The organism is Vibrio sp. 1641 (assembly GCF_033339995.1).
Classification (GTDB): Bacteria; Pseudomonadota; Gammaproteobacteria; order Enterobacterales; family Vibrionaceae; genus Vibrio; species Vibrio alginolyticus.
Map to the genome: position 1 here is coordinate 237527 of NZ_JAWOVP010000002.1, position 25976 is coordinate 263502.

General features: G+C 46.1%; 24 protein-coding genes. 14 read left to right on the top strand and 10 right to left on the bottom strand.

The genetic code is table 11. From position 1 onward, the window contains the following. Window positions 1-11: 11 nt before the first annotated feature. Entirely contained in the window at window positions 12-1034 is a 1023-nt protein-coding gene (locus R7Z47_RS05105; protein WP_132937005.1) for an AraC family transcriptional regulator, read from the bottom strand. Between the two features lie 131 nt (window positions 1035-1165). Here R7Z47_RS05105 and R7Z47_RS05110 point away from each other — a divergent pair, with 131 nt between their 5' ends. Genes R7Z47_RS05110 through R7Z47_RS05120 form a run of 3 tightly spaced genes read left to right on the top strand, consistent with a single transcriptional unit; the run spans window position 1166 to window position 3543 of the window. After that, entirely contained in the window at window positions 1166-1927 is a 762-nt protein-coding gene (locus R7Z47_RS05110) for an SDR family NAD(P)-dependent oxidoreductase (RefSeq protein WP_132937006.1), read from the top strand. Between the two features lie 40 nt (window positions 1928-1967). Continuing rightward, a complete protein-coding gene (locus R7Z47_RS05115) occupies window positions 1968-2480 on the top strand; it encodes a 2,4'-dihydroxyacetophenone dioxygenase family protein (protein ID WP_132937007.1) in 513 nt (170 codons plus the stop codon). A gap of 4 nt (window positions 2481-2484) precedes the next feature. Continuing rightward, a complete protein-coding gene (locus R7Z47_RS05120; protein WP_213901420.1) occupies window positions 2485-3543 on the top strand; it encodes a zinc-binding dehydrogenase in 1059 nt (352 codons plus the stop codon). Between the two features lie 82 nt (window positions 3544-3625). Here the strand turns inward: R7Z47_RS05120 and R7Z47_RS05125 are convergent, their stop codons facing one another. After that, entirely contained in the window at window positions 3626-4750 is a 1125-nt protein-coding gene (locus R7Z47_RS05125; protein ID WP_213901421.1) for an alkene reductase, read from the bottom strand. Between the two features lie 10 nt (window positions 4751-4760). Continuing rightward, entirely contained in the window at window positions 4761-5390 is a 630-nt protein-coding gene (grxB, locus tag R7Z47_RS05130; RefSeq protein ID WP_029825713.1) for a glutaredoxin 2, read from the bottom strand. A 199-nt stretch (window positions 5391-5589) separates the two neighbouring features. Between grxB and R7Z47_RS05135 the strand changes: the two genes are divergently transcribed. Then, the gene (locus R7Z47_RS05135; RefSeq protein WP_262606700.1) at window positions 5590-6525 is read left to right on the top strand and encodes a LysR family transcriptional regulator; all 936 of its coding nucleotides are present in this window, start codon (window positions 5590-5592) and stop codon (window positions 6523-6525) included. Here R7Z47_RS05135 and R7Z47_RS05140 read toward each other — a convergent pair. After that, window positions 6478-7389 carry a LysR family transcriptional regulator gene (locus R7Z47_RS05140; RefSeq protein ID WP_054577728.1) on the bottom strand — a complete coding sequence of 304 codons (912 nt, stop codon included), beginning with the start codon at window positions 7387-7389 and terminating at the stop codon, window positions 6478-6480. The two genes, R7Z47_RS05135 and R7Z47_RS05140, sit on opposite strands and share 48 nt — an antisense overlap. A gap of 220 nt (window positions 7390-7609) precedes the next feature. Between R7Z47_RS05140 and R7Z47_RS05145 the strand changes: the two genes are divergently transcribed. Next, a complete protein-coding gene (locus tag R7Z47_RS05145) occupies window positions 7610-10489 on the top strand; it encodes an amylo-alpha-1,6-glucosidase (protein WP_262606699.1) in 2880 nt (959 codons plus the stop codon). Window positions 10490-10592: 103 nt separating this feature from the next. On the opposite strand, the gene R7Z47_RS05150 is transcribed toward R7Z47_RS05145, so the two are convergent. Continuing rightward, entirely contained in the window at window positions 10593-12161 is a 1569-nt protein-coding gene (locus R7Z47_RS05150; protein ID WP_262606698.1) for a DEAD/DEAH box helicase, read from the bottom strand. Window positions 12162-12446: 285 nt separating this feature from the next. After that, complete coding sequence (locus tag R7Z47_RS05155) at window positions 12447-13157, bottom strand: biotin/lipoate A/B protein ligase family protein (protein ID WP_213961039.1); 711 nt, start codon at window positions 13155-13157, stop codon at window positions 12447-12449. A gap of 224 nt (window positions 13158-13381) precedes the next feature. On the opposite strand from R7Z47_RS05155, the gene R7Z47_RS05160 reads away from it, so the two are divergent. After that, window positions 13382-13708, top strand: coding sequence for a DUF4156 domain-containing protein (locus tag R7Z47_RS05160; RefSeq protein ID WP_031778841.1), 327 nt, complete (start codon window positions 13382-13384; stop codon window positions 13706-13708). 79 nt (window positions 13709-13787) lie between these two features. On the opposite strand, the gene R7Z47_RS05165 is transcribed toward R7Z47_RS05160, so the two are convergent. Continuing rightward, window positions 13788-14816, bottom strand: coding sequence for a hypothetical protein (locus R7Z47_RS05165; RefSeq protein ID WP_213961040.1), 1029 nt, complete (start codon window positions 14814-14816; stop codon window positions 13788-13790). Window positions 14817-15226: 410 nt separating this feature from the next. Next, on the bottom strand, window positions 15227-16375 hold the full coding sequence (locus R7Z47_RS05170) for a PLP-dependent aminotransferase family protein (RefSeq protein WP_213961041.1): 1149 nt from the start codon (window positions 16373-16375) through the stop codon (window positions 15227-15229). 124 nt (window positions 16376-16499) lie between these two features. Here R7Z47_RS05170 and R7Z47_RS05175 point away from each other — a divergent pair, with 124 nt between their 5' ends. Both R7Z47_RS05175 and R7Z47_RS05180 read left to right on the top strand, forming a co-directional pair. Next, window positions 16500-17369, top strand: a complete 870-nt coding sequence (locus R7Z47_RS05175) for a GyrI-like domain-containing protein (protein ID WP_005387011.1) — start codon at window positions 16500-16502, stop codon at window positions 17367-17369. Window positions 17370-17449: 80 nt separating this feature from the next. Then, window positions 17450-18346: a LysR family transcriptional regulator gene (locus R7Z47_RS05180; protein WP_213867584.1), complete on the top strand. Its 897-nt coding sequence runs from the start codon at window positions 17450-17452 to the stop codon at window positions 18344-18346. 80 nt (window positions 18347-18426) lie between these two features. Here R7Z47_RS05180 and R7Z47_RS05185 read toward each other — a convergent pair whose 3' ends face one another. Beyond that, window positions 18427-19464, bottom strand: a complete 1038-nt coding sequence (locus tag R7Z47_RS05185) for a DUF4382 domain-containing protein (RefSeq protein ID WP_258677752.1) — start codon at window positions 19462-19464, stop codon at window positions 18427-18429. Window positions 19465-19696: 232 nt separating this feature from the next. Between R7Z47_RS05185 and R7Z47_RS05190 the strand changes: the two genes are divergently transcribed. After that, entirely contained in the window at window positions 19697-19936 is a 240-nt protein-coding gene (locus tag R7Z47_RS05190) for a YdcH family protein (protein WP_005373737.1), read from the top strand. Between the two features lie 73 nt (window positions 19937-20009). Here the strand turns inward: R7Z47_RS05190 and R7Z47_RS05195 are convergent, their stop codons facing one another. Continuing rightward, the gene (locus tag R7Z47_RS05195) at window positions 20010-20681 is read right to left on the bottom strand and encodes a cupin domain-containing protein (protein WP_137282793.1); all 672 of its coding nucleotides are present in this window, start codon (window positions 20679-20681) and stop codon (window positions 20010-20012) included. A gap of 208 nt (window positions 20682-20889) precedes the next feature. Between R7Z47_RS05195 and R7Z47_RS05200 the strand changes: the two genes are divergently transcribed. The 5 genes from R7Z47_RS05200 (at window position 20890) to R7Z47_RS05220 (ending at window position 25807) form a co-directional block, all read left to right on the top strand. Beyond that, window positions 20890-22032 (top strand): hypothetical protein, encoded by a 1143-nt coding sequence (locus R7Z47_RS05200; protein ID WP_258677753.1) that lies wholly within the window; start codon window positions 20890-20892, stop codon window positions 22030-22032. Next, on the top strand, window positions 22022-22948 hold the full coding sequence (locus tag R7Z47_RS05205; protein WP_262606697.1) for a metal ABC transporter solute-binding protein, Zn/Mn family: 927 nt from the start codon (window positions 22022-22024) through the stop codon (window positions 22946-22948). The genes R7Z47_RS05200 and R7Z47_RS05205 overlap by 11 nt, the downstream gene beginning before the upstream one ends. 3 nt (window positions 22949-22951) lie before the next feature. Further along, entirely contained in the window at window positions 22952-23746 is a 795-nt protein-coding gene (locus R7Z47_RS05210; RefSeq protein ID WP_137282790.1) for a metal ABC transporter permease, read from the top strand. 300 nt (window positions 23747-24046) lie between these two features. Then, complete coding sequence (fabG, locus tag R7Z47_RS05215) at window positions 24047-24766, top strand: 3-oxoacyl-ACP reductase FabG (RefSeq protein ID WP_033906346.1); 720 nt, start codon at window positions 24047-24049, stop codon at window positions 24764-24766. Between the two features lie 312 nt (window positions 24767-25078). Next, complete coding sequence (locus tag R7Z47_RS05220) at window positions 25079-25807, top strand: hypothetical protein (RefSeq protein ID WP_025767960.1); 729 nt, start codon at window positions 25079-25081, stop codon at window positions 25805-25807. Window positions 25808-25976 lie beyond the last annotated feature (169 nt).

The window sequence follows — 25976 nt, forward strand, 5'->3', positions numbered from 1 at the left end:
TATCTATGCTTTTATCTGATGGGCTTAAACGTTTGTAACTGAGTTTTTTCTTGTCGCCATTGTCTCGGCGATTTCCCCGTCCAACGGCGAAAGTGGCGGCTGAAGACCGCAGTTTCTGCATAGCCCAGTTGCAACGCGATATCGGTAATACTCTGAATATTCTCATGCAATCGCTGTTCGGCGAAATCCTGACGCACTTGTTGTAAAAGCTGCCGATAATTTGTGCCCTGTTGTTTCAGCTTGTTTTGCAGCATTCTCGGATGCAGGTCCAATGCTCTTGCAACGCGCTCAACGCTGCATTCTCCGGTTGAGAGCAGACGGCCAATCATGTTTGCTGCTTGGTCACTGAGATTGTTGGGGTAACGGGTTTGCAGCTCTTTGAGGTGCTGTTGAAAATGGCGCTCTAGTGCGTCTTCATCTTGGTGGTTCTTAGCGTTAAGCAGAGTCGCTTTAAGTAGGATACCGTCAAACTTATCACTGAAACGCAGTTTGTTCTGCTGGGCAAACTTGCTTTTTTCTACTTCCAATGTTGCGTGTTGAGTCAAATGTAGCGCGAAGTGACTTGCTTCAATATCAAGCAGACTGGCAATAAACATCGCCAGATGCGACACACTGAGCTGCATCAGCTGTGCGATACCTCGTTCGCTGTGCACATCAATATTGAGCGACAACCGTACCCAATCATCTTGTGGCGTCATGTTGAGAGTGACCCCTGACGAATGCAGATAGAGAAAATCATTCACCCGCGCCAAGGCTTCACCGACCGTTTGCGCCCGGGAAACCAGCATTGGCAAGTCTCCCAAGCTCTGTAGGTTTTGACGCTCGGCGAGCAACACGCCAAACAGCGGTTGCTGACAACGAGCAGCCGCTTCCTCCAGCAATTCAGCCAGCCTAGGGTAGGCGAGATACGTATCGGGATTGCGAAACTGCGCCGCAGACAGCCCGACGGCAGCCATAATCTCAACCGGATTCTGCCCCAGTTCGGAAACCAAGCTATCAAATTTATCGGCAGCGCCACTTCGTACGATATACATGTCTCGATTTTTAAATGTTAACAGGTTGTAAATCGTAATGTATCAAATTTACTTCGCAAAAGGTCAAGTGAGTGTCAGTGAGTTGATCTAGGTTACATTTTGATAACAACAACGCGTGGATGAGAAGGTGTATGGAACTTATCAATAAAACGGCCATTGTGACTGGGGCAGCTGGTGGAATTGGCCAAGCCATCATTGCAAAGCTGAGAGAGCAAGGAGCCAAAGTGCTTGCTGTCGATATTTCAGAACAATCACTGCAAATGTACACAAGTTTTGACCCAAAGCAGTTGGGAACCTTTGTCGCGGACGTCACCGATTACCAACAAGTTGAAGCTATGGTGAAGTACGCGGTTGAACAGTTTGGCTTGCTTGACATCATGGTTAACAACGCGGGCATCGGTGCACCGAAACCTCTGCTTGACCACGACCCAATTGCCGATTTTGAGCCGATCTCTAAGGTCAACCAAAATGGCGTTTACTACGGCATTCTTGCCTCTGGAAGACAATTCCAAGCGCAAGGCACGCCGGGCGTGATCCTCAATACTTCTTCTGTTTACGCACGAATGGCGTCTGAGATGACCTTTACCTACAACGTCAGTAAAGCCGCAGTCGATATGATGACCAAATGCGCCGCATTAGAACTCGCACCATTGGGTATTCGTGTTTGCGCTGTCGCTCCGGGACGCGTTGATACTCCGATGTTAAGGCAATACGAAGAGATTGGCCTGTGGGACCACATCCGCAAAGAACAGATGCGTCAAAACTTCACACAACCAGAAGAGATTGCTGATGTGGTGGCGTTTCTGGTCAGCGAGAAAGCCAACTGTATCAACGGCTGCACCATTAGCGCATCTGACGGTTTCGAGAATTTTAAGTACCCACTTATGGGATAGGCGAGTACGCCACATTACAGCAATAGCGAGGATGTAAGTTATGTCATTACCAGAAGTTATTCAGCACCAAGATTTCTTATTAACTCTTAATACCAATGAGGAGTCGCTCATCAAAGACGCGTTACCGGGTGTGGATGTTTACCCGTTGTTTCTTGACCCAGAAAACGGTACTTGGGTGATTCGTGCCAAATTCAAGCCGGGCGTGACTTTACCTAAGCACTTCCATACTGGTGTGGTGCATTTCTATACACTGAGTGGCGCTTGGCACTACATTGAATACCCAGACCAAGCCCAAACCGCTGGTAGTTATTTGTATGAGCCAGGTGGTTCGATTCATACCTTTCACTGTCCAGAAGAGTCGGGTGGTGCTGATGGCTTTATGGTGATCCAAGGTGCGAACATTAACTTTGACGAAGAGGGTAACTTCATCAACATTATGGATGCAGGTTGGATTGAGCAAGTGGTGGTTGCCGCTGCCAAAGCGCAAGGCTTCACTGCGCGCTATATCAAACCGGGTGCGATTGCTGGCCTAAGCGATGAGCTAGCGGAGTAACCCCATGCAACAGATGAACAGTATTGTAATGCAGGATGGCCGAGTCCGCCTGCAGCAAGTCGAAATCCCTCAACCCGAAGCGGGACAAGTGTTGGTTCGCAGCCTTGCCTGTGGCATTTGTGGCTCCGACCTTCACATTACTCGACACGCGGATGAGGTATTTGATGTATTCCACCAGCTCGGGTTGATGCCTGATGAATCCGGTGAGCACGCTCAAGTGATGTTAGGGCACGAGTTCTGTGCGGAAATTGTCGAATACGGTGCCGGTACGCAGCAAACGTTGTCCGTTGGTAGCCGAGTCACCTCTGTGCCGATGTTGCTCAGTCAAAATGGCGCAGGCGTTGGTGTTACTCCGGGTACTTATGGTGCTTACTCTGAGTACTTCCTGCTTGATGAAGCGTTATTGCTGCCTGTCCCAGACGAAATGCCGTCTGAGGCGGCGGCGTTAACCGAGCCGCTGGCGGTCGGTTTGCACGCGGTCAATCGCAGTGAAATCGAAACGGAAGAAACCGCGCTGGTTGTCGGTTGCGGCCCTATAGGGCTGGCGGTGATTGCTGCACTGAAACAACGTGGCGTGAGCAATATTCTTGCGGTCGATCTTCAGGAAGAGAAACTGCAACTTGCTAGTGAGTTTGGCGCAAATCGATTGATCAACCCGACCAAGGAAGACGAGATCGCCGTTGGTGAGCAGTACGCGATGAACTCACGTCTGGTCATTTATGAGTGTGTGGGCAAGCATACCTTGATTGACGATTTTCTGCGCCGCGCCCCTGCCCGAGCGCGAATCGTCATCTCGGGTATCCATACTACACCTGCAATCATCAACTACGCGTACGCGACGGTAAAAGAGCTCGATTTGAGATTCTCTTACTACTACCAACCGCACGAGTTTGAGCAATGCCTACAAGCGATTGCCGAACATAAGTTGCCTTGGCAGAAAATGCTCACCGCCAAAGTGGGAATCGATGGTGTCGAAGACGCATTTACAAAGTTAATGACGCCAAATGATCACATCAAAGTCGTTATCGAACCTTGGCGCAGCGGCGCGTTAGAAGTGATTTAACTCTTAGCCAGATTAAGCTAGCTAAAACCAATTTTAGTTTGGTGACAGCCCCAACCGTAGCAGCTAGGTTGGGGCTTTTTTGTTAGGCCTGTTCTGCGCATTCCTGTTGCAGAGCAGGGTAATCGGTGTAGCCTCGTTCGTTTCCGCCAAACAACGTTGAGCCATCGAGTTCTGCCAACGGATGGTGATGTTGCAAGCGAGAGACTAAGTCTGGGTTTGCTACGAATGGCCGTCCGAATGCGACAAGATCCGCGTAACCTTTCTCTAATACTTCGTTTGCTCGTTGAGGATCGTAGCGACCGGCAACAATAATAGCGTTGCGAAAGCGCTTTCTAAGTTCGATTCGAAACGTCTCAGGAATCGTTGGTGCATCGGCCCAATCGGCCTCGGACAAGTGCAAGTAGGCAATGTCGCGCTCCTGTAGCTGTTTTGATGCCTCTAGGATCGTTGGCACGATATCTGGGCAGTCCATATCTTTAAACGTAATGAATGGTGCCAATCTCACTCCAACTCGATGCGCACCAACAGCGGCGATAACTGCATCCACCACTTCGATAAGAAAACGGATACGATTTTCTCGTGAACCGCCGTAGTTGTCTGTTCGATGGTTTGAGTTGGTTCTTAAGAACTGATCGATCAGATACCCATTCCCGCCGTGGATTTCTACACCATCAAAACCCGATTCAACGGCGCGTTTGGCTGCGTTCGCGAAATCACCGACAACTCGGTTGATATCCGCTTGTGTCATTGCGCGTGGCTCAACACAATCGACCATATTGCCGTTGCCTTGTTCATCTGCAATCCAAACTTGCGTCTCTACCGGAGCGAGCGCAGATGGTGCGATAGGCTGTTCACCATTTTGGAATGTTGGGTGAGACACTCTGCCCACATGCCATAGCTGACAAAACATCGCTGCGCCTTGTAATTTGACCGCTTGGGTCACACCTTGCCAGCCCGCCACTTGCGCATCGGTGTAAACGCCAGGTGTGAACGAATAGCCTTGAGAATCGTCCGAAATTTGTGTGGCTTCGGAAATGATCAGCCCGGCAGAAGCGCGCTGTTGATAATACGTTGCCATCATCTCATTCGGGATGTTGCCCGGCTGAGTGGTGCGTGCGCGGGTCATTGGTGCCATGACAATGCGGTTTTGTAGTGACAACGCTTTCAGTTGAGCTGGTTCAAACAGCTTATTTGTTCTTTGTTTCATGTTGCGCTCCTTAGATAAGTACTGGCACGTTGGTCGCTTTACGAGCGGTTGCCATCCAGTGAAGTACGGCTGGATCCCATTGCACTTCGGGCGCACTGAAAAAGCCGCGTAGAATGGAAAACATAATGGCTTGATCAACCAGTGACGTTTGCTTTTCTGAACTTAGGTTGAGCAAGGGTTTGGTTTGTTCTATCAAAGCGGCGACTTCTTTCGCAATCGCTGGTGTATCGTTAATCAAGGCTTCAAAATTTAACGCTTCGGTTTCTTTTTTTGCACGCCATGCTTGTTTAGCGGTTTCTGTTGCAAATTCCGGTAACGTCATGTTTGACCAACGCGGATATCCGACTTTTTGTAGCGGTAAAAACGCTTGTTTTTGCCAGTCTAAAACCGGTGCTGAGGGTTGGCTGCTTTCATTGGAAGATGCCAATTCAAGGAAGTAGTTGATGATGTCTAAGCTTTCCGCCATGGCTTCACCATCGTCTTTGATCAAAAGAGGAACTTGTTTTGCGCCGATGATGTTTGTGGTGGTGCTCTCGTCGTCATAAGCAATGTTGATGACGTCGAGTTGAATATTCAGCATGCCTGCAACAAAACGGACGCGGGCGCTAAAGGGGCAATGTTCATAAATGTACAGTTTCATTTTTTGTTTCCTATCTCTTGGCTGGGCAGGGCGTGTTGTTGTGCGTTGAACAGCGTTACGGCGTTTAACTTTGCCCTGTCACATAACGTTCTGGGTCTAAACAATGTTGATAGGGTCAGTATATGGATTCGACTTAATTTGATAATTGGGTTATATCTGAATTGATTATTCAGTTTTTCCAAATAATAAGGGCGCGAAGATGGATAAGTTTTCGGATATGACGTTGTTTGTCAGCATCGTTCAACATCAAGGTCTGGCAGCGGCGGGAAGGGAGTTAGGTTTGTCTCCGGCGACGGTAACGGCAAGGCTGCAAGCGATAGAAGAACGCTATGGCGTAAAGCTGCTCAACCGAAGCACACGCCACGTATCACTCACGGACGCAGGGGCAATGTACCATCAAGCTTGTCTGAACATCATTGATAGCGTGAAAGAGACGGAAAACTTACTGCAAACGGGTATTTCGGAAGTGCGCGGAACGTTGAAAATTTCAGCTCCACGAGATATTGGCAAACAAATTATTTCGCCGATGGTGTCGGCTTTTTCTGAGCAATATCCGGATGTGACGCCTTATCTTTATCTTAATGACAATTTATCGAACTTGGCTGAATCGGGGCTCGATTTGGTGATTCGTTACGGCGAGTTAGCAGACAGCAATCTCATTTCGCGCAGGCTGGCGTCGAGTCAACGCGTGCTGTGCGCGTCACCTGATTATTTGTCGAAGCAAGGTGTCCCAAACTGTCCACAAGATCTCGCGGATCATCGCTGCTTAGCCATGGTGCGCAGCAATGAAGAATTAAAAACGTGGCACTTTAAAGATGAAGAGTCTCACCAAACGATCACGGTCACGCCAAAGCGCTTTTCTGATGATGGTGAAGTGATTCGACAATGGGCGTTGGACGGTGCGGGGATTGCGTTGAAATCGATTTTAGATATTCAGCAAGACCTCAAACAACAATGTTTAGTAACGGTTTTGGATGGGTATATGAAAAACTTCAGCGCCTTCTCGCAAGGCGCTGAAGCGGATCTGCATGTCATTTATCAGAGCCGCCAATATCAACCGAAAAGAGTTCGCCTGTTTTTGGACTTTCTAGTTGAGCAATTTAGCGCGCTGAGTGATGCCAGCAATCAGATCTAGATGCGATTCAGAGGTTTCTCGGCGGTGGCGATAAATCCCGACGGTGCCAGGGTTTGGTTCGTTTTCCATGGTTAAGCATCGTAAGCCAAAGGATTCCAAATACGGTTTGAGGTGCCCGGTATAAGACATCACCGCGACGCTTTCTTTCAGTACATCAATACTGGCGAGCAGAGAATCCACTTCGTAAGTCGGTCTGTCATCCAGTTGCTGCCTTTCGCGTTCATTTTGCTTCGGGATTGGGTTATCGATGACGTGAGCGAATTTCTTAGCATCATAAGTGACCGAAAGAGCTGGGTATTCGTGCAGCATATCTTCGGTGACGGTTTTCCCTAGAAGTGGGTGGTTTGGGGAAACAAAATAGGCATCAACCGTTTGAAATAGTGGAATAAACGTAACATCGCATTTAGACGACAAGCCGACAATCTCGTGGCCGATGAAGAATTCAATCTGTTCGTTGATTAATGAATCCATCAAGCCTAAGTGGTTGCCAAATTCGACGTGCGTAGATGCCGATGGTTGCTTGGTCAGATGGTCATTGAGTGCTTGTTTGACGAACAGCGGCCACCACGCATCGCCAGTACCCATTTTAATTTTTCCGACTTGGTACTGTTTCCGTTCATCAATGCTTTGCATCATTTGGTTGTATTCATGCTGCATCGCGTTGCTATGGCGATAGAGGATGCGTCCGTATTCGGTCAACACCATGCCATTAGGATGACGTTCAAACAGCGTCACGCCGAGATTCTCTTCCAGCTTCTTTAAATTGCTTGTTACCGTTGGCTGGCTTAACCCTGCCATTCTTGCCGCAGCACTGATGCTTTGGCAGCGTGCAACCAGTAAAAATTGCTGCAGAGATTTGTCCATTTTCTTTCCCCTCTAAGAACGAGGGGTATTTTGCACAATTTCATTTATAAATCACAAATCTGTAATCTCATTTGATTGAAATTATGCGCATTTCATAGATCTACATCACTGTTGGGGTTTGACGTATAGATGTTATCTATAGCTCGCTCCTGACTTCCTATTTTCCCATCAAAAGGGTGTTCTTTAGACTGTCGCCAAAACAACAATCTAAGGGATGAACATGAAACCGAGTTTTATTGCGCTTGCTGTCGCGTCTTGTATTGGTCTTGCTGGATGTGGGTCAGATTCCTCTGATGCGCCTGTGCCGGTCGACAAACCAATTATTTCAGCCGACTTATATTTACGTGGTTTAAATGGGGATTGGGGCACGGCAGAGCATGCCAAGCTAAACTATTTGGGTAATAACGAGTACGAAACCGTACTGCGCGTCGCTCGAGGTAGCAATCAGTTCAAGATTGCTGATCCGGGTTGGCAGATCCAATACACCTATTTTGAGGAGCCCGCGGCGTTCGATAAAGCTCAAGAGTACCTGCCAAAACCGGACACGAATGAAGCGTGTATGAACGATGATTGCAACTCTGAGATCACGTTTGAAGACAAAGGGTATTACAAGTTTTCTGTGAGCTTTGCCGATGAAAGTCGCGCGACAATGACTGTGACGAAAGCAACGCAAGAAGAAGCGGAAAAATACTACTCTGATGCGATTCTCGACCCTGCAATGGTGCATGAAGGGCATCAGAGCAGAGAAGTGAAACTGTTCGCCAATTACGATGACTCGAGTGATACCGTGATTTTCTCGGTGAAAGATCCTAAAGCTGAACTGCGTGAATTTGGTATTTCAACGACGACAGAATTGCGTGATGCGCTCGACCAAGGCTTAGTGATTAATGAGCAAGCAGGGCCGCGAGTGGTGTCGGATGATGTCGCGTTTGACGCGTTGTTTGCGTTGACGATGAAAGAGCTAGACCAGCTTGCTGTTTCTGAAATCAAAGACGGCAATTACAACTACAACAACCCAATCAAAGCGGAAGTTTTTGAGACGGGCGCGAAGTGGCATTACGTGTGGACGCGTGATTTGGCGTACGCAGCAGACCTTTCGCTTGCATTGATGAATCCAACTCGGGTGCAAAATGGTTTGAATTTCAAATTGTCTGCTTTCCGCGACACGACCGATCAGCAATACGATGGCGAGCAGATTGTGCAAGACACGGGCACTGGCGGCAGTTGGCCAATCAGTACCGACCGCACGACTTGGGCGCTTGGTGCAGAACGCTTACTTTCGGCATTGGATGGAGAAGAGTACAACCAGTTTGCTGAGCGCGCATATAAAGCTATCAGCAATACACTTGAAGCCGATCGCCTGGCGGCTTTTGATGCGAAATCCGGTTTATACACTGGTGAACAATCCTTCCTCGATTGGCGTGAGCAAACGTATTCAACGTGGACGCCAAACGATGTCAATGCGATTGGTAGCAGCAAAGCGTTATCGACAAACGTGGTTCACTATCGCGCGATTCAGCTCGCGGCTAAGTTGGCAGAGAAGTACGACTCAACCAACGCGGTCAAATACACCGAGTGGGCTGAGCAGTTAAAAACCGCTATCAACGATCAGTTTTGGAATGCCGAACGCGGTATGTACGTAAGCTATTTGTTTGACAATGGCAAAGACATCGCGGTCGACAAATACGATATGTTGGGCGAAGCGTTGGCGATCATCAGTGGCGTGGCAAGTGATGCGCAGGCGAAACAAATCATGGCCAATTACCCACACAGTGAGTTTGGCGTGCCGGTTTACTTCCCTCAACAACCGGACGTGCCTGTGTACCATAATCGCGCAATTTGGCCATTTGTTACCGCGTACAGCTTGCGCGCCGCGCATCAAACACAAAACGTGGCTGCGGCGAACAATGCGATTCAATCGTTGGTTCGTGGCACGGCAACTAATTTATCCAACATGGAAAACTTAGAGTGGCTTTCTGGTAAGTCATTCATCATCCATAGTGATCATGGTGAAGATCCAAGCATGGATGGCCCAGTTATTAACTCTCAGCGTCAGCTTTGGTCTGTGGGTGGCTACTTGAACATGGTGATAGAGACCCTATTCGGCATCCATACCGAAACGGGTAATTTGGAAGTGAAGCCATTTATCACAAGTTGGGTGCGCAATAACTTGTTGGCTCAGTCTGAACAAATCACGTTGGAAAACTTTGCCTTCAAAGGAAAGAACTACTCGGTAACGATTGACTTGCCTGAAGTAAGCAAAGATGAAACAGGTTACTACCCAGTTGAAAATGTCACGATGGACGAAGAGGGGCATTTCCACGTGACACTGGGCGCGTTTGTGAATGTAGATAGCAGCATTACTTTAGTTTCTGGGGTGAAACCGTATGTGAGTGAAGACAGTCGCGTTTATTCTCCGCAAGAGCCAACATTGGTGGTAAAAAGCGTTGATAATTCGGTTTCGATTGACGTGACGAGCAAGTACAACGTGAACTTGTATCGCAATGGCGAGCTGATTCAAAAGAACGTGATTGCTCAATCTTATTCCGATACGCCAACAGGTTTTGCTTGTTATTTGGCTGAAAGCATTAACGATAAAGGCTTCCGTTCTAACCCAAGCCAACCGGTTTGTGTCGGTGAAGAGAGCCGCATCAAACTTGATGGCGAATATCAGCCACTCAAAGACAATGTCTCAGTGGTTACGGTGAGCAAAGACAGTGGCATCGTAAAAGGTGCAGAGTCGTTTACAGCTCCTGTAACGGGCACTTACCAGTTCGATGCTTGGTACAACAATAACCTAGGACAACTTAATACCGGCATCACGAACACCGTGAAATTGTTAGAGGTACTGGATGATGCAGGTAAAGTGGTTGGTCAAGGTTACTTGCAGATGGGCCATATTGGTGAAAACCAAGGTATGCGTTACTCAACGCCAATTGAAGTGGCGTTGGAGCAGGGAAAAACCTATCAGATCGCGCTGAAGGACCACTTCAATATGAGTTACCTCAAATCGAATGAAACCTACATCTACGCTGGTGGTATTGAGGGTGAAAAGAACGAAGCGCAAATCGCAGATATTCGAATCACACCTTTAATGTAGGCTGTTTTAACAAAGCTGTGTTCTAAAAACTGTGTTCTAAGAAAGACAAAGCCGCTGAGATTATCAGCGGCTTTGTTGTATTTTCTATCGGGCTGTTTGCAGATTAGTTTGTGGCCTGTGGACGAGGCTTACGACGCTGACCTGATGGTTTGTTTCCTGCAGGTTTAGCATTGTTTGGCTTGCGGTTACCAGACGGTTTACCAGCGTTGCCACTCTTATTACCGTTTGGTTTATTTCCACTCGGTTTATTGCCATTTGGCTTGTTGCCGTTAGGTTTACGGTCATCTGGTTTGCTGTGTGCACGACCTTGGCCTTCACGGTTGCCTTTAGGCTTGCCCGCACCGCCTTGGTTGGTGCTGTTTTTGTTGCCGTTGTTACCACCGTTGAAGCGACGTTTAGGTTTGTTTGCACCATTGCCCGCTTTCTTTTCGGTTGCCGGAGCGTTTTCGCCCGCAGCATTTGGCGCTTTTGGTTTTTTCGGTTTCTTAGGTTTTTTCGGTTTGATTGGGCGCGTATCCAGTTTGGATTCAGGAACCACATTGGTTGGCGCAAAACCTTCCAGCTCTTTACGTGGTAGTACTTCTTGAATCAAACGTTCAATCGCAAACAACTCAGATGCTTCTAGTGCACACACGAGTGAAATCGCTTTACCTACTTCGCCCGCGCGGCCAGTACGACCAATACGGTGAACGTAGTCTTCTGCCACTTTAGGTAGCTCAAAGTTCACCACTTGTGGTAATTGAGGAATATCGATACCGCGCGCAGCAATGTCCGTCGCGACCAATACACGAATTTCACCCGATTTAAAATCCGCCAGTGCTTTGGTACGCGCGCCTTGGCTCTTGTTGCCGTGGATGGCAGCAGCCGGTAGATTTTGTTCGATCAGGAACTTCGCCAGACGGTTTGCGCCGTGTTTCGTTTTCGTAAACACCAGCACTTGCTTCCAATCGCCGTCTTTGATCAATTTAACCAACATCGGTGCTTTTTTCTTCACGTCTGCAGGGTAGATGCTTTGCTCAACCGTTCTCGCCGTCGAGTTCGCCGGGTTCACTGAAATCTCAACCGGGTTGTTCACCAAGCCTTTCGCAAGGTCGCGGATTTCATCCGAGAAAGTTGCCGAGAAAAGTAGGTTCTGACGCTGTTTTGGTAGCAGAGCTAGGATCTTACGAATGTCACGGATAAAGCCCATATCCAACATACGGTCTGCTTCATCCAGCACTAGCACTTCCAGTTGATCGAACTTCACCGCATTTTGGTTGTACAAATCCATCAGGCGCCCTGGTGTCGCGACCAACACATCCGCACCTTTGCGAAGACGCAGCATTTGCGGGTTGATCTTCACACCACCAAAAACAACTGCACTGCTTAGTGGAAGGTGACGGCTGTACATAAACACGTTTTCTTGCACCTGAGCCGCAAGCTCACGTGTTGGCGTCAGGATAAGTGCACGAACTTGGTTAGCACGAACGCGAGGGCCGTTCGATAAACGCTCAAGAATCGGTAGCGTAAAGCCTGCAGTTTTACCTGTACCAGTCTGCGCTGCTGCCATTACGTCTTTCCCTTCCAAAATAGCAGGAATTGCTTTTGCCTGAATTAGCGAAGGGGTGTCGTAGCCTTTCTCTTGAATAGCTTTAAGGATTGGAGCAGATAGACCTAACGAGGTAAAACCCATATGTATGATTCTCAATTGTAGAGTTAGATAACAACGCGCCGAAAATAAATCGGTGCGAAAAGTGCGACATTCTGAGGCTTTTGCGCGCAGGCTTCAACTAATTCCGTCATGGATAAATATTTGAACTGGATCTCATTTATTTTTGGCAGGCAAAACTGATAACTGGTTTGATCGATCGATTGAATGGTTTTACGTTGGCGATGCCCATTCTTACATCGTTATCACGGCATGCAGTTTGAGTTTATCGAATGCTTTTCGGAGCAAGGGGGACGCTTGATCCTTTCATTACTCCGCTTTTGCATGCATTAAAAACGCGCTAGTTAATTGCTGAAAGAGTGAATCTACCGACGGACGGCCGGATATATGATGGAAGAGCGGTGTGTGGACATCACCACGAATATCATCGCTGTGACCGCAAAACTGATTACACATTCGTACTGGTTCGACAATCTTCTCGACGTCGGCATCAATCAGAATGCATGCTTGTGACAATACCACTTGTCCGCCGCCTTTTTTAAGTAAAACACGCTGCGCGGTTCCCACGACTTTTTGCCCGCCAATGTTGAGGTTGTACTCGCCATCGCAGTAGGAATAAGGCGTAGCATGAACATCCACTTTCACGCCGAGCTGTTTAAAGAAAACCGTTAATATCGCACATAAATCGAGATACGCTTTTTTGATGTTGTAAGGCTCGCCTTCTGGCCAGTGGTAAATGTGGGATAGATTGATAATACCTGGCACCTGAGGGACTGGGGCACCACCGGTTTTACGAGAAAAGAGCTTCCAGCCAGACGTATTTAACGCATGTTCTAACTCATTAGACACTGGCCATTTCTTACCCGCGGGAAGCACGAGCGTTGGACTTTTTACTTGCCAAAGCAATAGCACTTGCGAGAGTTGGTTGGACTGAACTTGTTTAATGAGCTCATCTTCTTTGTCAAATGCATCAGCGACTTCCGTAGCTGTGTAGCGAATTAGCTTATTTTTAGCAACCAAACTCTATCCCTCGCGGCTATTTAATCATTACTGTTGTATCTCAGATACAGCTTTATTGCTAGGTTTGAGTGATTAGGTTTTTGCTCGCTAGTTGCATGATCACCTTTTGAGTCTTTTCCGTTGTCCATTAAGTTTGCTTGAACACGCGATAAAAAGTTTTTGCTAGTCATCACATCAGCCATTCATAAAATCTGCCATCTATGAAAATTTTTGGCGATATAAGTATGAAAAAGCGAGTGATGACTCTCGCGTTAGCGGCATCATTAACGGGATGTGTGACGTTCCCAACTCAAGAATCTGAGCAAGTACAGGTGCTTTGGGACAATGTGAATGCGATTGAAAACTGTGAGCTAATGGGTACCGTGATCGGCTCAGAAGGACACTTTTACGACTATTGGCTTCACGCCGATAAAGACATGGTTTGGGGTACGTTAAACCAAATGCGCCTCAAGGCGGCAGATTTAGGCGCAGATACCTTGTACTTATATCAACCGTTGAGCTTTTCTACGTCAGTGACGATGTTTGCAAATGCTTACAAGTGCAAACAGTAGCTATTGGCTTGATCATAATTGAAAGACAGGCGCTGCTCGCCTGTCTTTGATGCGCTCTACAAATACTGGAGACTTTGCGTTAATTGACGTTTGCTGTCGCCACCGCTGATGTATCAGAAAACGACAACGTAAAGTCTCGCTCGGTATTAAGTACTTTGGCTGGAAACTCTAAGCTCAACTGTGTATGTGGCGCGACTTCTGAAGCAATGCTAGTAACGAATTTTCGGGTTTCTCCAGGAGAGATCGATATGTCACTTCCACCTTGTGATGAGAGCTCAGCGATACCCATTGTTTCAAGTGTGTTACCTGCAGTATCCGCCAGGTGTAGTAAAGATTCTGACTTGTAGATTAATTCTCCACTTTCTGTGCGATAGGCATTAAACGTGTTGAAATTTGGTTGTAATGATCCTTGTGATCCAATGTTAGTAACGGAAAATGTCACATTAGCGCCATCAAAGTTCTCGACTCTTACGAGTACGTTACCGTCTTGGTAACGAGCGGCTGCTGCCGCGGTTGCTTGTTGTTTCTGCCGCTGTTTCTCTTTTTCAATGTTGCTTAACTGTTTCTGCTCATTAGCGATTCGATTCTTTGCCATGGAGTACGACTGATCGACCATTGCTATTAAAGCGGGGATTGAATACAAAGTGAGGCCTTCCAAATGGTCAAAGTCGATTTTGGCATGTTGAGTACGTTTATGATTAGAAAATTGGCAGTAACCATCAATCAAACTGATGAAAGCCACTTCAAAAGTGCCCTGTAATCGGCTTACTTCCTGTGCTGCTTTCTCTAGATTTGAGCGGACTTTCCGAATCTCGTCCAAACTCTTTTGTGAAAGACGACCGTTTGGCGATACGTCGTTAGAAACCGAAACCAGTTCTTCGGTCACAAATGGATTGTTTTCGGCTGGAATCACCGTAGTTATACGGTTGGATTTGGTGATGTCTTCGCCCAATAAAACCATCATTTTTTGCGATGCGGCGGTTGTGTTGCCCGCTAATACGTCACTACAGTTTGGCGACGTATTGGCATACACGGCGAATGCGGTAAAAAGTGAAAGTGTAACGGACCAGCCGATGGTGACGAGTCCTGTCGTGGTTTGAGTATTCATCCTGATAACCCCCTCTGTCATTTGGTGCGATTCACTGACGTAATTGCCAATCAAAAGATTGGCTCGCGACATTCAGAATGGTTCTGGTCAACCCTTCGTAGTGGGTATGCCCACAGATGCTTTTTTAGTCGTTTATCAACCGCTAAGCCACGATTGATAAAGTGTCTGAAATTGAGAGCATTAACGCTGCGAAGTTGATGTCTTTGACTGAAAGATAGACGTAACTTTTCTAACCATCAAATACGTGATTGAGTTCTCATTTTTATATGAGTGAGAGGTTCAAGAGAAAACAGGCACTTACTGTAGAGAGTTGATTTGAAGGAAAAATATAAATTTTTTGGGGAACTTTTTTGATGCTGCCTTTGAGACTTTTTCGAATCTCAAAGGCAGGTTCTTACACTCGCGCTCAATTACAACGTGTTGAGGACATCCGCGAGTCGAGAGACAGCTGTCGTCAGTTCTTCTGGTGTAGCATTGGTAAAGTTAAGACGCAGAGCGGCTTTTACCTTTGAACCTTCTGGATAAAAGACCGGGCTCGGCACTACAGCAACCCAGTTTGCGAGAAGGTTTTTCGCCAGTTCGAAGGTGTCACATTCTGGAATTTCGACCCAAACGAACATACCACCATCGACGGGTTTGAGTACGCAACTTTCTGGCAGCTGTTTTTGCAGTTCAGCAAACATGACATCGTAACGTGATTTGTAAAGCGCACAGATGGTTGAAATGTGCGTTTCGAAGTTGTCATGTTGCAGTAGACCATGCAGCAAAGCTTGCATAGGAATACTAGAGTGCAGATCGGCACCTTGTTTAATTTTGATGAGTGGCTCAAGGTAGCTACTCTTGCCCGTAACTACACCAATACGCAAGCCTGGTGAAGCTATTTTGGAGAAAGAGCGCAATACGATGGAGTGCTGCGGGCAGAAATCCGAAACTAGCGGCAGTGCTTCACCAGAAAAACGCAGCTCACGGTATGGTGCGTCTTCAATGAATGCAACGTCGTATTGGATACAAAGCTCGGCAACTTTTTGGCGAGTCTCTAGCGCCCAGCATACGCCCGTTGGGTTGTGAAAATCGGGTACGGCGTAGAACATTTTTGGTTGCTGCGTGGCAAAGCATTGTTCGAGTTCTTCAAGGTTTGGGCCACACTCGGTTTGTGAAACGGTCACGATGTTGGCTTGCACTAGACCGAGTACTTGCATAGCACCAAGGTAGCTCGGTGCTTCCATCACCACTTTATCGCCCGGATTTACGTACGCACGCGCAATCAAATCTAGCCCTTGCTGAGAGCCCGTTGTGATCATAGCCAAATGAGATTCCGGCAGCTGGTAATAATCGGTCAAAAAGTTAAGTAGCGGGGCGTAGCCTGCTGTTGCGCCGTATTGAAACACCTCTGGCATATTAGCGAGGTTTTCGAGCGTCGGTTTCATTAAGTCGATCGGGAAGGTTTTTTCGTCCGGCAAGCCACCTGCAAGAGAAATGACGTTCTTATCGCTCGCTGCTGCGAGGATTTCTCGGATGTAGGATGACTTAGTTTGTTGTAATGACTGTGCGATTTCCATGTGCTGTGCTTCTCGTAATTGTCTTTTTTATGTCAGAAATAGTATAGGTAAATTGCCAAGCTTGGTGTGTCCATTTATGCTGTTAAACATGTCCATTTATGCTATTTAAGCGAAAGTTTACTCCGTGAGCCATCAACAAGTTTCCAGAATCAATGACGTGCTGTTTTACATTCACCAGGACATTAGCAGAGATTTATCGGCTAAAGAGCTAGCAGATGTAGCAGCCTATTCTGAACAGCACTTCCATCGTATTTTTAAAGATGTGGTAGGGGAGTCTGTCCATCAATATATCCGTCGCACAAGAATGGAATACGCCGCCAATCAACTGATGTTTGATACCAGCTCGTCGGTGTTAGACATTGCTAACAAGTGCGGCTTTAGCTCGGTATCTTCTTTTAGCCGAGCGTTTAAAGCAACGTTCGCTATGTCTCCTGGCGCGTGGCGAAAGCATGATTTACAAGTCGCAGAAAAGCCGTATCTAAAAGATCCGGAAGTGGCTGCGGGTTATCATCGGGTTGCTAAACGCGAGTTGCCAGAACCTAAAATTATGGAGGTTCCACAACGCTTTGCGGCTTATGTGCGGCATGAGGGTTATAGCCGTTCCATTCGCAATGCGTGGCTGATTTTGAAGGCGTGGGCAAGCTCTGAGAATCGGGACTTTTCGGTTCAATACGGTTTGCATCACTCCAACCCCGCTTGGGTCGAGCTCGATAAGTGTCGCTATGTGGCTTGTATGGCGATTGATAAGCCGCTTAAAGTACGCGGTGTCGTGAATCAAATGACGATTCCGGGTGGTTTGCATGCTGTTTTTCGCTTAACAGGGGTATATGGAGAGCTTCTTCCTCAATTGAGTATGGTGTTAGAGAAGTGGTTGCCGAATTCAGGCTTTAAGCAGCGTTCTACTCCCGCTTATGTTCACTATCATAAAAACCATTTCCTTAGCCATGATGAGGCGTTTGAGCTGGACTTCTATCTGCCCATCAGCTTTTTCTAACTGGAGTATTTATTTACTATCCGTAAGGAATAAAATGCTAAGCTCTATATGATGATTTTTTACAAATAATTGAAAATTAAATGAACATCGATCATGTAAAGCTATTTGTCCGTTTGGCTTCGACACACAACATCAGCATGGCTGGTCAGGAGCTTGGACTTTCTCCTGCTGTCGCTAGTGCGCACATCAACAAACTTGAGGATAGCTTAGGAGTTCGTTTAGTTCATCGCACCACACGCAAAGTTTCCTTAACTGAAGAGGGGCAGGCTTTTTTACCTCACGCGGAGGAGGTCCTTGCAACAGTGGAGGCAGCAAGGGGAGCTGTTGGATCAGGGCAGAGTGCGCCAACAGGAGTATTACGTATAACCGCCTCTGCAACTTTTGGTCGCTTGCATATTGTGCCCGCATTAAAAGGTTTTATGGCGCGTTACCCAGGGTTAACCGTGGACTGCCGATTTTCTGATTCCATTATTGATCTGGTTGAGGGAGGTTTTGATGTCGCCATTCGTGTCGCTGAGTTGAAAGATTCTTCATTGGTCGCAAGAAAGCTTGCGCCAGATCGTCGTATTATCGTTGCATCACCAGATTATATTGAACAATTTGGGAGACCTAACAAGCCCCAAGACTTGACGAATCATGAATGTATTAACTTAGTTGGAATGAATAATTGGTCATTCAATACAAAAGATGGAATGTTCAATGTAAGAACTTCTGGTCGTTTTAAAACCGATAATGGTGATGCGATGAGAGACGCGACGGTAAACGGGTTAGGTATTTCTATCAACTCGGTTTGGAGTGTTTATCAAGAATTACAAAGTGGTCAGCTAGTGGAAGTACTCGAAGATCACCCTTTAGCGATGGATGCTGGGATTTGGGCTGTGTACCCAAGCTCTCGTTTAATTGCGCCTAAGGTGCGTGCCTTTATTGATTACTTTGCTGAATACTATGGCACGCCACCTTATTGGGAAGAGGTTTAAAAGTCACAAAGACCATAATCCGTGCTCAGTTGGAATAGCAAAAAAAGCAGACCCATGCAGGGTCTGCAGTGTTAGAGAGATTAAAAGTTTGCGTTTGTATCGGTACCAACAAAGACGCTAATTCCGCTGGTAGATTGATAAATGCTAAAGGTTTCACCTGCAACAATACCATCTACAGAATCGTCATTTGCGGTACAGGTATAGCCGACGGAGTACGTACCGGGCTCTACAAAGCCAAATTCATATTCGTAATTTGCTTCATCAATGTCTTCCACTACGTTCGCCGCTGCGATTGGCATTATTTGGCCTTCTGCGCCTGCAAATGGCCCCATGTTCTCTTCGGCGATATTTCCTTCATATAGGTAGACCGCGTGTGCATACCCATTTGCGCTTGGGGTATCCGTTTCGCAGTTTTGGTAGGTTAATGTTGCGATATCTCCCTGAATTTCACCCGTTGTAACCGTGTTAATTAAAGTGACGGAGGTGCGTTGAATGCTGTAGCCTTCGTTTTGGCCTGTTCCGTCTTTTAAGCCACGGCGCAGGTCAAACTCCACCACAAATTCGTTGTTGTCAGGGTTGACTGCGAAGGTATTATTAAAGAACAGTACCCCAGAACTCGGATCTTTTCCGACCCCCTGCGGACAAGCCCCATTACCTTTTACGGTCAGTGGTATTTGATTGCCGGTCGCTTCATCAACAACATAGGATGGATAATCCGGATGATCGCCATCATTCGCAAACACGCAGAGTTTGTAATTGCCAGTGGGTATCAGCTCGTCGTCCACTAACTCTTGAGCGTCACTGCCCTGGAAGTCGAGTAAGTTAACGCTTAATGGTATTGGATCTTCATTATCGAGCAGAGGATTACCATTTTCGTCAACGAAATTTCCGTCTTCGTCGGTTTTATACACATCGAAAACTTGTGGTGTACCACCATCCAAAGGGAGAAATGCCACTTTGTTGTATGCGATAACCACTTCTGATACGTCATCAATAGGGGCATCTGATACAGACAAGGTAACCGGAGTCATTGTGCTGACAGAGTCACTGTCTGAATTACAGCCAATCAACGCAACTGTTATTGACGCACTGATCAAGCCAATTTTCATGCTGTTCATTTAGATGTACCTTTTTATGAGAAGTGTATTAAATGTAGTCGATTATTGATAAAACACAGAATAATAACGAGCGGAGTCGCGCGGTTAAAAGAGTGATAAACCATGACTAAGAAGTTCAGTAAAAGTGTGCTCAAATCGACGATATTGTGCTATTTGAAGTGCTATGGTTAGAAATGTGTCGCTCAAAAAATGAGCGGGTAAATACATCAACAACTCTAGCCAAGAGGTCTCTATGTTAGGTGAAAATCACTCATTAACTCATGAATTCCCAGAACATTTGGATACCATTACTCAGCTTACCGAAAACGATGCATCATTTGCTGAAACCGTTAAAAACTACAATGCTTTAGATAAGGAAATCCGCGTACTAGAACTTCAAGGAAGCCCGATTGATGATCACGAAATGAACGTATTAAAACATAACCGGGCTGAGCTCAAAGACTGGCTCCACTCGCGAATAATGGGTTCTTAGTGACGAAATGATCATCGGCTCGTAAATAGCGGGCCGATTTTAGTTCCAATGGACGATGCCAAGTGTGCAAACATTAGGAGTGCTGAGCAGGAGCTTGGAGCGGCAGGTGACCAGTTTTTACCCAAATGATCGTTTCTTGCTCTACAAAAGGAAAATGCTCGCTCATATGTGGGCTTCGGATCCAAGAGTAGGGAGGATAGGTTCCTAGCTCGTCTTTAAATTCCCCCGATAACACAAAAATTTCTTCACCACCAAAGTGACGGTGTGGTTGAAACTTCTCGCCTTTCGGCCATTTAACCAATGCGACATGTTCATGCTCAAAATCATGCAGAGGCATGACTTGCAACCCACCGACACCACTCTGCCAGCTCGCTTGGTTTGTATTAATGCGAACTGTTTCAAGATCCTCAGATTCGAACTGATTTAGTTTAACTAAAATCACACAGCCTTCTTTGCTAAATGGTGCGTGTTGACTTCCTGGAGGGTTACGAAGGTAAGTGCCGGCAGGGTAGTCACCGTATTCGTCAGAGAATACCCCCTCGAGCACCAATATTTCTTCTCCTTGAGGGTGAGGATGAGTCGAAAACTGCGAATTTGGCTCGTACTTAACGACGCTGGTGGTATGCCCTGATTCTTTGGCTTCTCGTTCCAAAGGTTTGCGCCACACACCTTTGGAAGGGCTGGCGATCCATTCCTGTTGAGCAGTATCTATCACGATTCTTTTTGAAAAATCCATATTCAACATATTGAAATTCCGTTACTTATTTAATTACTAATTCTCATTAGTATACGTATAAAAAACATCAATTGATTCATTTGTTGATAGCCCAATTCATGGATTGAGTACGAACATGAAATCGGAGCCTAATTTAAATTTCTGCTTGTGTAATGAGAATTGTTATATTATAACATCGCAAAATTAAATGTTATAACATAACAAAAAGGAAAAAGTAGTGAATAAGAAATTGGTGTCTCTCGTGATCGGTAGCATTTTTGCATCCCCTGTTTTTGCCGACACACTATCGAACCCACAGATTGGTGTTGTTGTTGATGGCTACTACCAAGATGGCCAACGTCATAATTCTGAGCGCGAAGAAGGCTTTGGTCTAGGTCATACGGAATTAAACTTCTCATCAAATATCGACGACAAGTTTTACGGCGCATTGACCGCGGTTCTTGAAAGTCATGGTGATGATACAGAATTAGAGCTTGAAGAGGCATTCATCGAAACTTTGGCATTGCCATATGGTGTAAACGTGCGCGCTGGCCGATTCCTATCTGACTTTGGTTACCTGAACAACCAACACATGCACACCGATAGCTTTGTTGAGCGTCCAATTGCTTATCGTACTTTCCTTGGCTCGCACTACTACGATGATGGTGTACGTGCAAACATCGTGTTGCCAACCGACCTTTATGTAAAACTTGGTGTAGAAGCGCTTAGTGGTAGCAAAATGTCTTCTGTCGAAGATAGTTCTGAAGTTGGCGTGTACACCACGACGCTGAAGCTTGGTAGTGACTTCTCCGAATCTTCAAGTTGGCAGTTTGGTTTAAGTTACCTGCGCAACGAAAACGGCAAGGTTAAAGAATTCGAAGATCACGACCACGGTCATGAAGAAGAGCATGAGCACGATCACCATCATGGCGCAGCAGTGACAGGTGCGAACCTTTACGGTGCTGATTTTGTTTGGAAATGGGCACCAGACGGTAATTACAAATACAGCAACTTCACGCTATCGGCTGAATACATGCTGTTAGACGGTGTGGTAGATAGCAAATATAAAAACGATGCAGAGTCACCAGACAACTTAAGCGCTTACTATGTTTCGGGTGTTTATCGCTTCAACCCAAGCTGGTCAGCAGGTCTACGTTACGGCGAAGCAGAAAGCTACGATGGTCATGCACATGGCGACCACATGCATTTTACTGAGCTGAATGATAAAGAAATGGATGCGATGATCGCATGGGATTCTTCTCACTTCGGTACTATCCGTGCGCAATACACTCGCATTGATAACCAAGACAGTGAGACAGACAACGTGTTCACTCTGCAATACGTGATGACATTTGGAGCGCACGGTGCTCATGCGTTCTAAGCTGACATTAAATAAATGTAGTTTGGTGATGATGGCGGCAGGAGCTGCCATCATTGCTTCGCCTGCTTCGGCTCTAAACATTTTCGTTTGTGAGCCAGAATGGAAAGCCTTTCTTGAAAGCCACGCGCCAGATGCCAGTATTTATTCAGCGACAACGGCTAAGCAAGACCCACATTACGTACAAGCTCGTCCTTCTTTGATTGCGAAGATGCGCCAAGCGGACATGGCAATGTGTTCGGGCGCAGAGCTAGAGGTGGGGTGGTTACCTATGCTGCAAGTTCGTAGCAGCAATGCGGCGGTGCAAAATGGTGCGCCGAGCATGATCTACGCGACGGACTTCGTGCGCATGTTAGATACTCATGCTCACGTTGACCGTAGCATGGGAGATATACACGCTCACGGTAACCCACATGTTCAATTTGCGGCAAATGACATGATTCCATTATCTCGTAAAGTCACAGAGCGCCTAAAAGCGATTGATCCCGAGAACGCACCAAGTTACCAAGTGAATGGTATGAAGTTTCGTGCTCATTGGCGTAAAAAGCTTAAAGAATGGAATGAGAAAGGGGCTGCTTTAAAGGGTAAGCAAGTTGTCGGTTATCACGCGACGTATCGTTATTTGTACGATTGGCTCGGAATGAAGCAGATTGCCGATCTCGAACCTAAACCGGGCATTTCACCGACCACATCTCACCTGCAATCACTTACCAAGTTAGATGCTGACAGTTTTGATGCGATTGTTTACTCCTCTCATCAGGATCAGCGTCCAGCGAACTGGTTGCAAGATCATACTGACAAACCTGTGATTCAACTGCCATTGACCGTTTCTGAGGGTGAAAACTTGGATGAGATGTACGATCAGGTCATTGATGATTTACTGGATGTGTTAGTGCCGCCCGTTCCTGTGAAGATCTAAGCCATGGCTGATTATGCATGGCTTTTACCTGCGGTTTTGTGTGGTGTAATTGCGTTAGTTGGCAACATCGTTCTGGGGCAACAAGTTCTTAATCGTCAGATCATCTTTATAGATTTGGCGGTGGCGCAAGTCGCGGCATTGGGGGCAGCACTAAGCCACTACTGGTTGAGCCAATACGCGCTGTTCTCAGGCTCATTCTTTGGCGAAATGATTGGCCCTTGGGTGATGTCTTTGATGCTTTGCGGTTTGATCGCCTTAATGGAGAAACGATACCAGCAGCATTTAGAGCCCATGATTGGCAGCTTGTTTGTCGTGTCTGCATCGCTGGCAATCCTGCTGGTGAGCAAAGACCCACACGGCGGAGACTTTATTCAAGGCATTCTTAATGGGCAACTGTTATGGGCGACTTGGGCAGACGTCTGGCCTTTGGCACTCATTACCGCTGCGATGTTGCTATTAGTTTGGTTAAAACCTGCGTTTATGCGCGGTAGTGGTTTTTATCTGATCTTTGCTATTCTGATGCCCATTACGGTCAAGTTAACCGGCATTTATTTAGAATTTGCTTTGTTGGTGATTCCAGCTTTATGTGCGGCAGCATTGAAGGGAACTCGATTCTTTGTCGCCAGTATCAGCATTGGTATAATTGGGATCTTATCGGGTATTGCCGCATCGGCTCGCTATGACTTACCGAGTGGTGCGAGTATTGTGATCACCCTGTTTATTGCTGGCATGTTGTTTAATCTCTTGCTTCAGCCTTTTCTGGTGAAAATAACAAAACCAGCTTTTGTAAGAGATTAAGAGACAAGTAATATTGGTCTGATGACGTAGTATTTGAGTAATCAGACCAATACTTTTCTATCCAAGCCCTCCAATCGTGTAACTTTGCGCCTTCCAACACACTTTCTTACGTTGTTCTTGCCATAGTCATCAAGTTGCCTTGATTAGTTCACATCCGACTCCCAGACTGTTTCTATAGTTTTTATAAGATATAAAAGACCCTGCGTATGAGAAGCGCAGCTGTAACGCGACTAGGCATAAAAACAAAAAACGCTAGGGATACAAGCTAATTTGTAATCTCAACATTTAAGGAAGACCAAGATGAAACCGGAAAAAGTAGCAGTAGTCACTGGTGCGGCTCGTGGTATTGGCCAAGCGATTTGTGAGCAATTACTGGAGGATGGATTCCACGTAATCGGGCTAGACATATCTCCCGTGGAATGGAGTCAGTCGGCGCAGCTAAGCAGTTATCAAGTCAACTTGTGTGATGCCGAAGCCGTCAGTGAAGTAGTAGAAAGTGTTGTAGAGCAGCACGGAAGAATCGATGCTCTGGTTAACAACGCGGGCATCACTCGAGATGCATTGTTGCCAGACATGTTAGAGCAAGACTGGGACAGCGTGATCGACGTGAACCTAAAAGCGGTGTTCTTACTCACCCAACGTGTTGCTCCTGTCATGCTAGAGCAGGGTGCAGGTAGTATTGTCAGCATTTCTTCTATAGTGGGAACGGATGGTAACATCGGCCAGAGCAACTATGGCGCAAGTAAAGGCGGCGTCATCTCAATGAGCAAAGGCTGGGCGAAAGAGCTGTCAAGAAAGGGTGCACAGATACGCGTCAACTGTGTCGCGCCAGGCTTTATCGCCACCGATATGACCAAGAACCTGCCAGAGAAAGTCATTCAAATGATGGAAGGCAAAACCCCTTTAGGGCGCATGGGCTCAGTGCAAGATATTGCCAATGGCGTCTCTTTCCTAACCTCAGACAAGAGCGCCTACATCACAGGCCAAGTGCTCAAGATTGACGGTGGGTTGGTATTATAGCTCGTTAATCAAAATCTAAAATAAAAATGCCTTTTACTTATGTAAAGGGCTTTTTTGTTTGAGGAATGTTATTCGGGCTTTTGACACTTTCACTTTATTCGTTTCTCACTGCCGGACTTGTATGATTAAGTATAGAGTGAGTACACATAATTCACTTTTACATCGTTCTCTGTTATTAACCTAGATATGTAGCTAATCAAAAATATTAACTTCGAAATAGAATAGCTGTTGAGGTATTAAAGTATGATTTTGTTGCCCATGGTATTAATTTAAATGATAATGCCAAGAAATAATTAACTTTGAATACTCACTATGTACTTAAAAACTGTACTGTTTAGCGCGTCAACTCTTCTTATTTTGGGTTGTAACTCCGAATCAACTAACCCATCTACTGAAGAAAGCGGATGGATAGTTGTAAGCTCTCACTCCGAGCCAAGAAAGCATCAGGTAATTTACGAAAAACATAGCAGGAAAGGTCTAAGTCTTGCCACTAACGTTCCGGATCTTGACCTGCCTTTAACTTACCAACTAGCGAACCAAATTATTGAGGTCAAAGAAGAGCTTACATTTGGTGAAAATATTGACGGAAACCGCCTAACTTGGAAAGCTATTGGCAATGCTAAACTTAGAGAAAATCAAGTCCACTACGGAGTTAATAAAGATTACTCAGCTTCTAATGAAGGTATTGCTATCGGTTATGTTAACTTTGAGTCGAGGTTTGAGGCTGAAGGACAGCTTGGAATCGAAAAGTTAGTAATTGCGATGTATGACGATGTCAAGAGTGTCGAATTTTACTCTGGATGGGATAGTTCTAAAATATCTTGTTACCAAAATACGTTTGATGAAGACTTAGCTTGTTACGGTGAAATTTTAATTAACGACGATATAGTTCATGTTTTTGATAAATATCTGTCGTATGAATATGTAAACATGGTTTACGACACCGTTATGTCCAAAGGTCGAGAAGATATAATTGAGGCAGATTTTCAACATCAAATTAAATACTTACTAGTCGAAGAGAATAACGTTGAGATGCATTAGCTTGATTACTTTTTGGTAATGAGTGGCTTTTCGAAGCCGAAGTGACCATGAGCAAGATTATTAGATTTTACAAAACTCATTTATGTTCAAAAAATGAGTTTTGTAGATATTAAAATGCATGGAGCCAAATTCTCTCACTGATTCTATGAAGTTTTTGTGCGCTCTAACC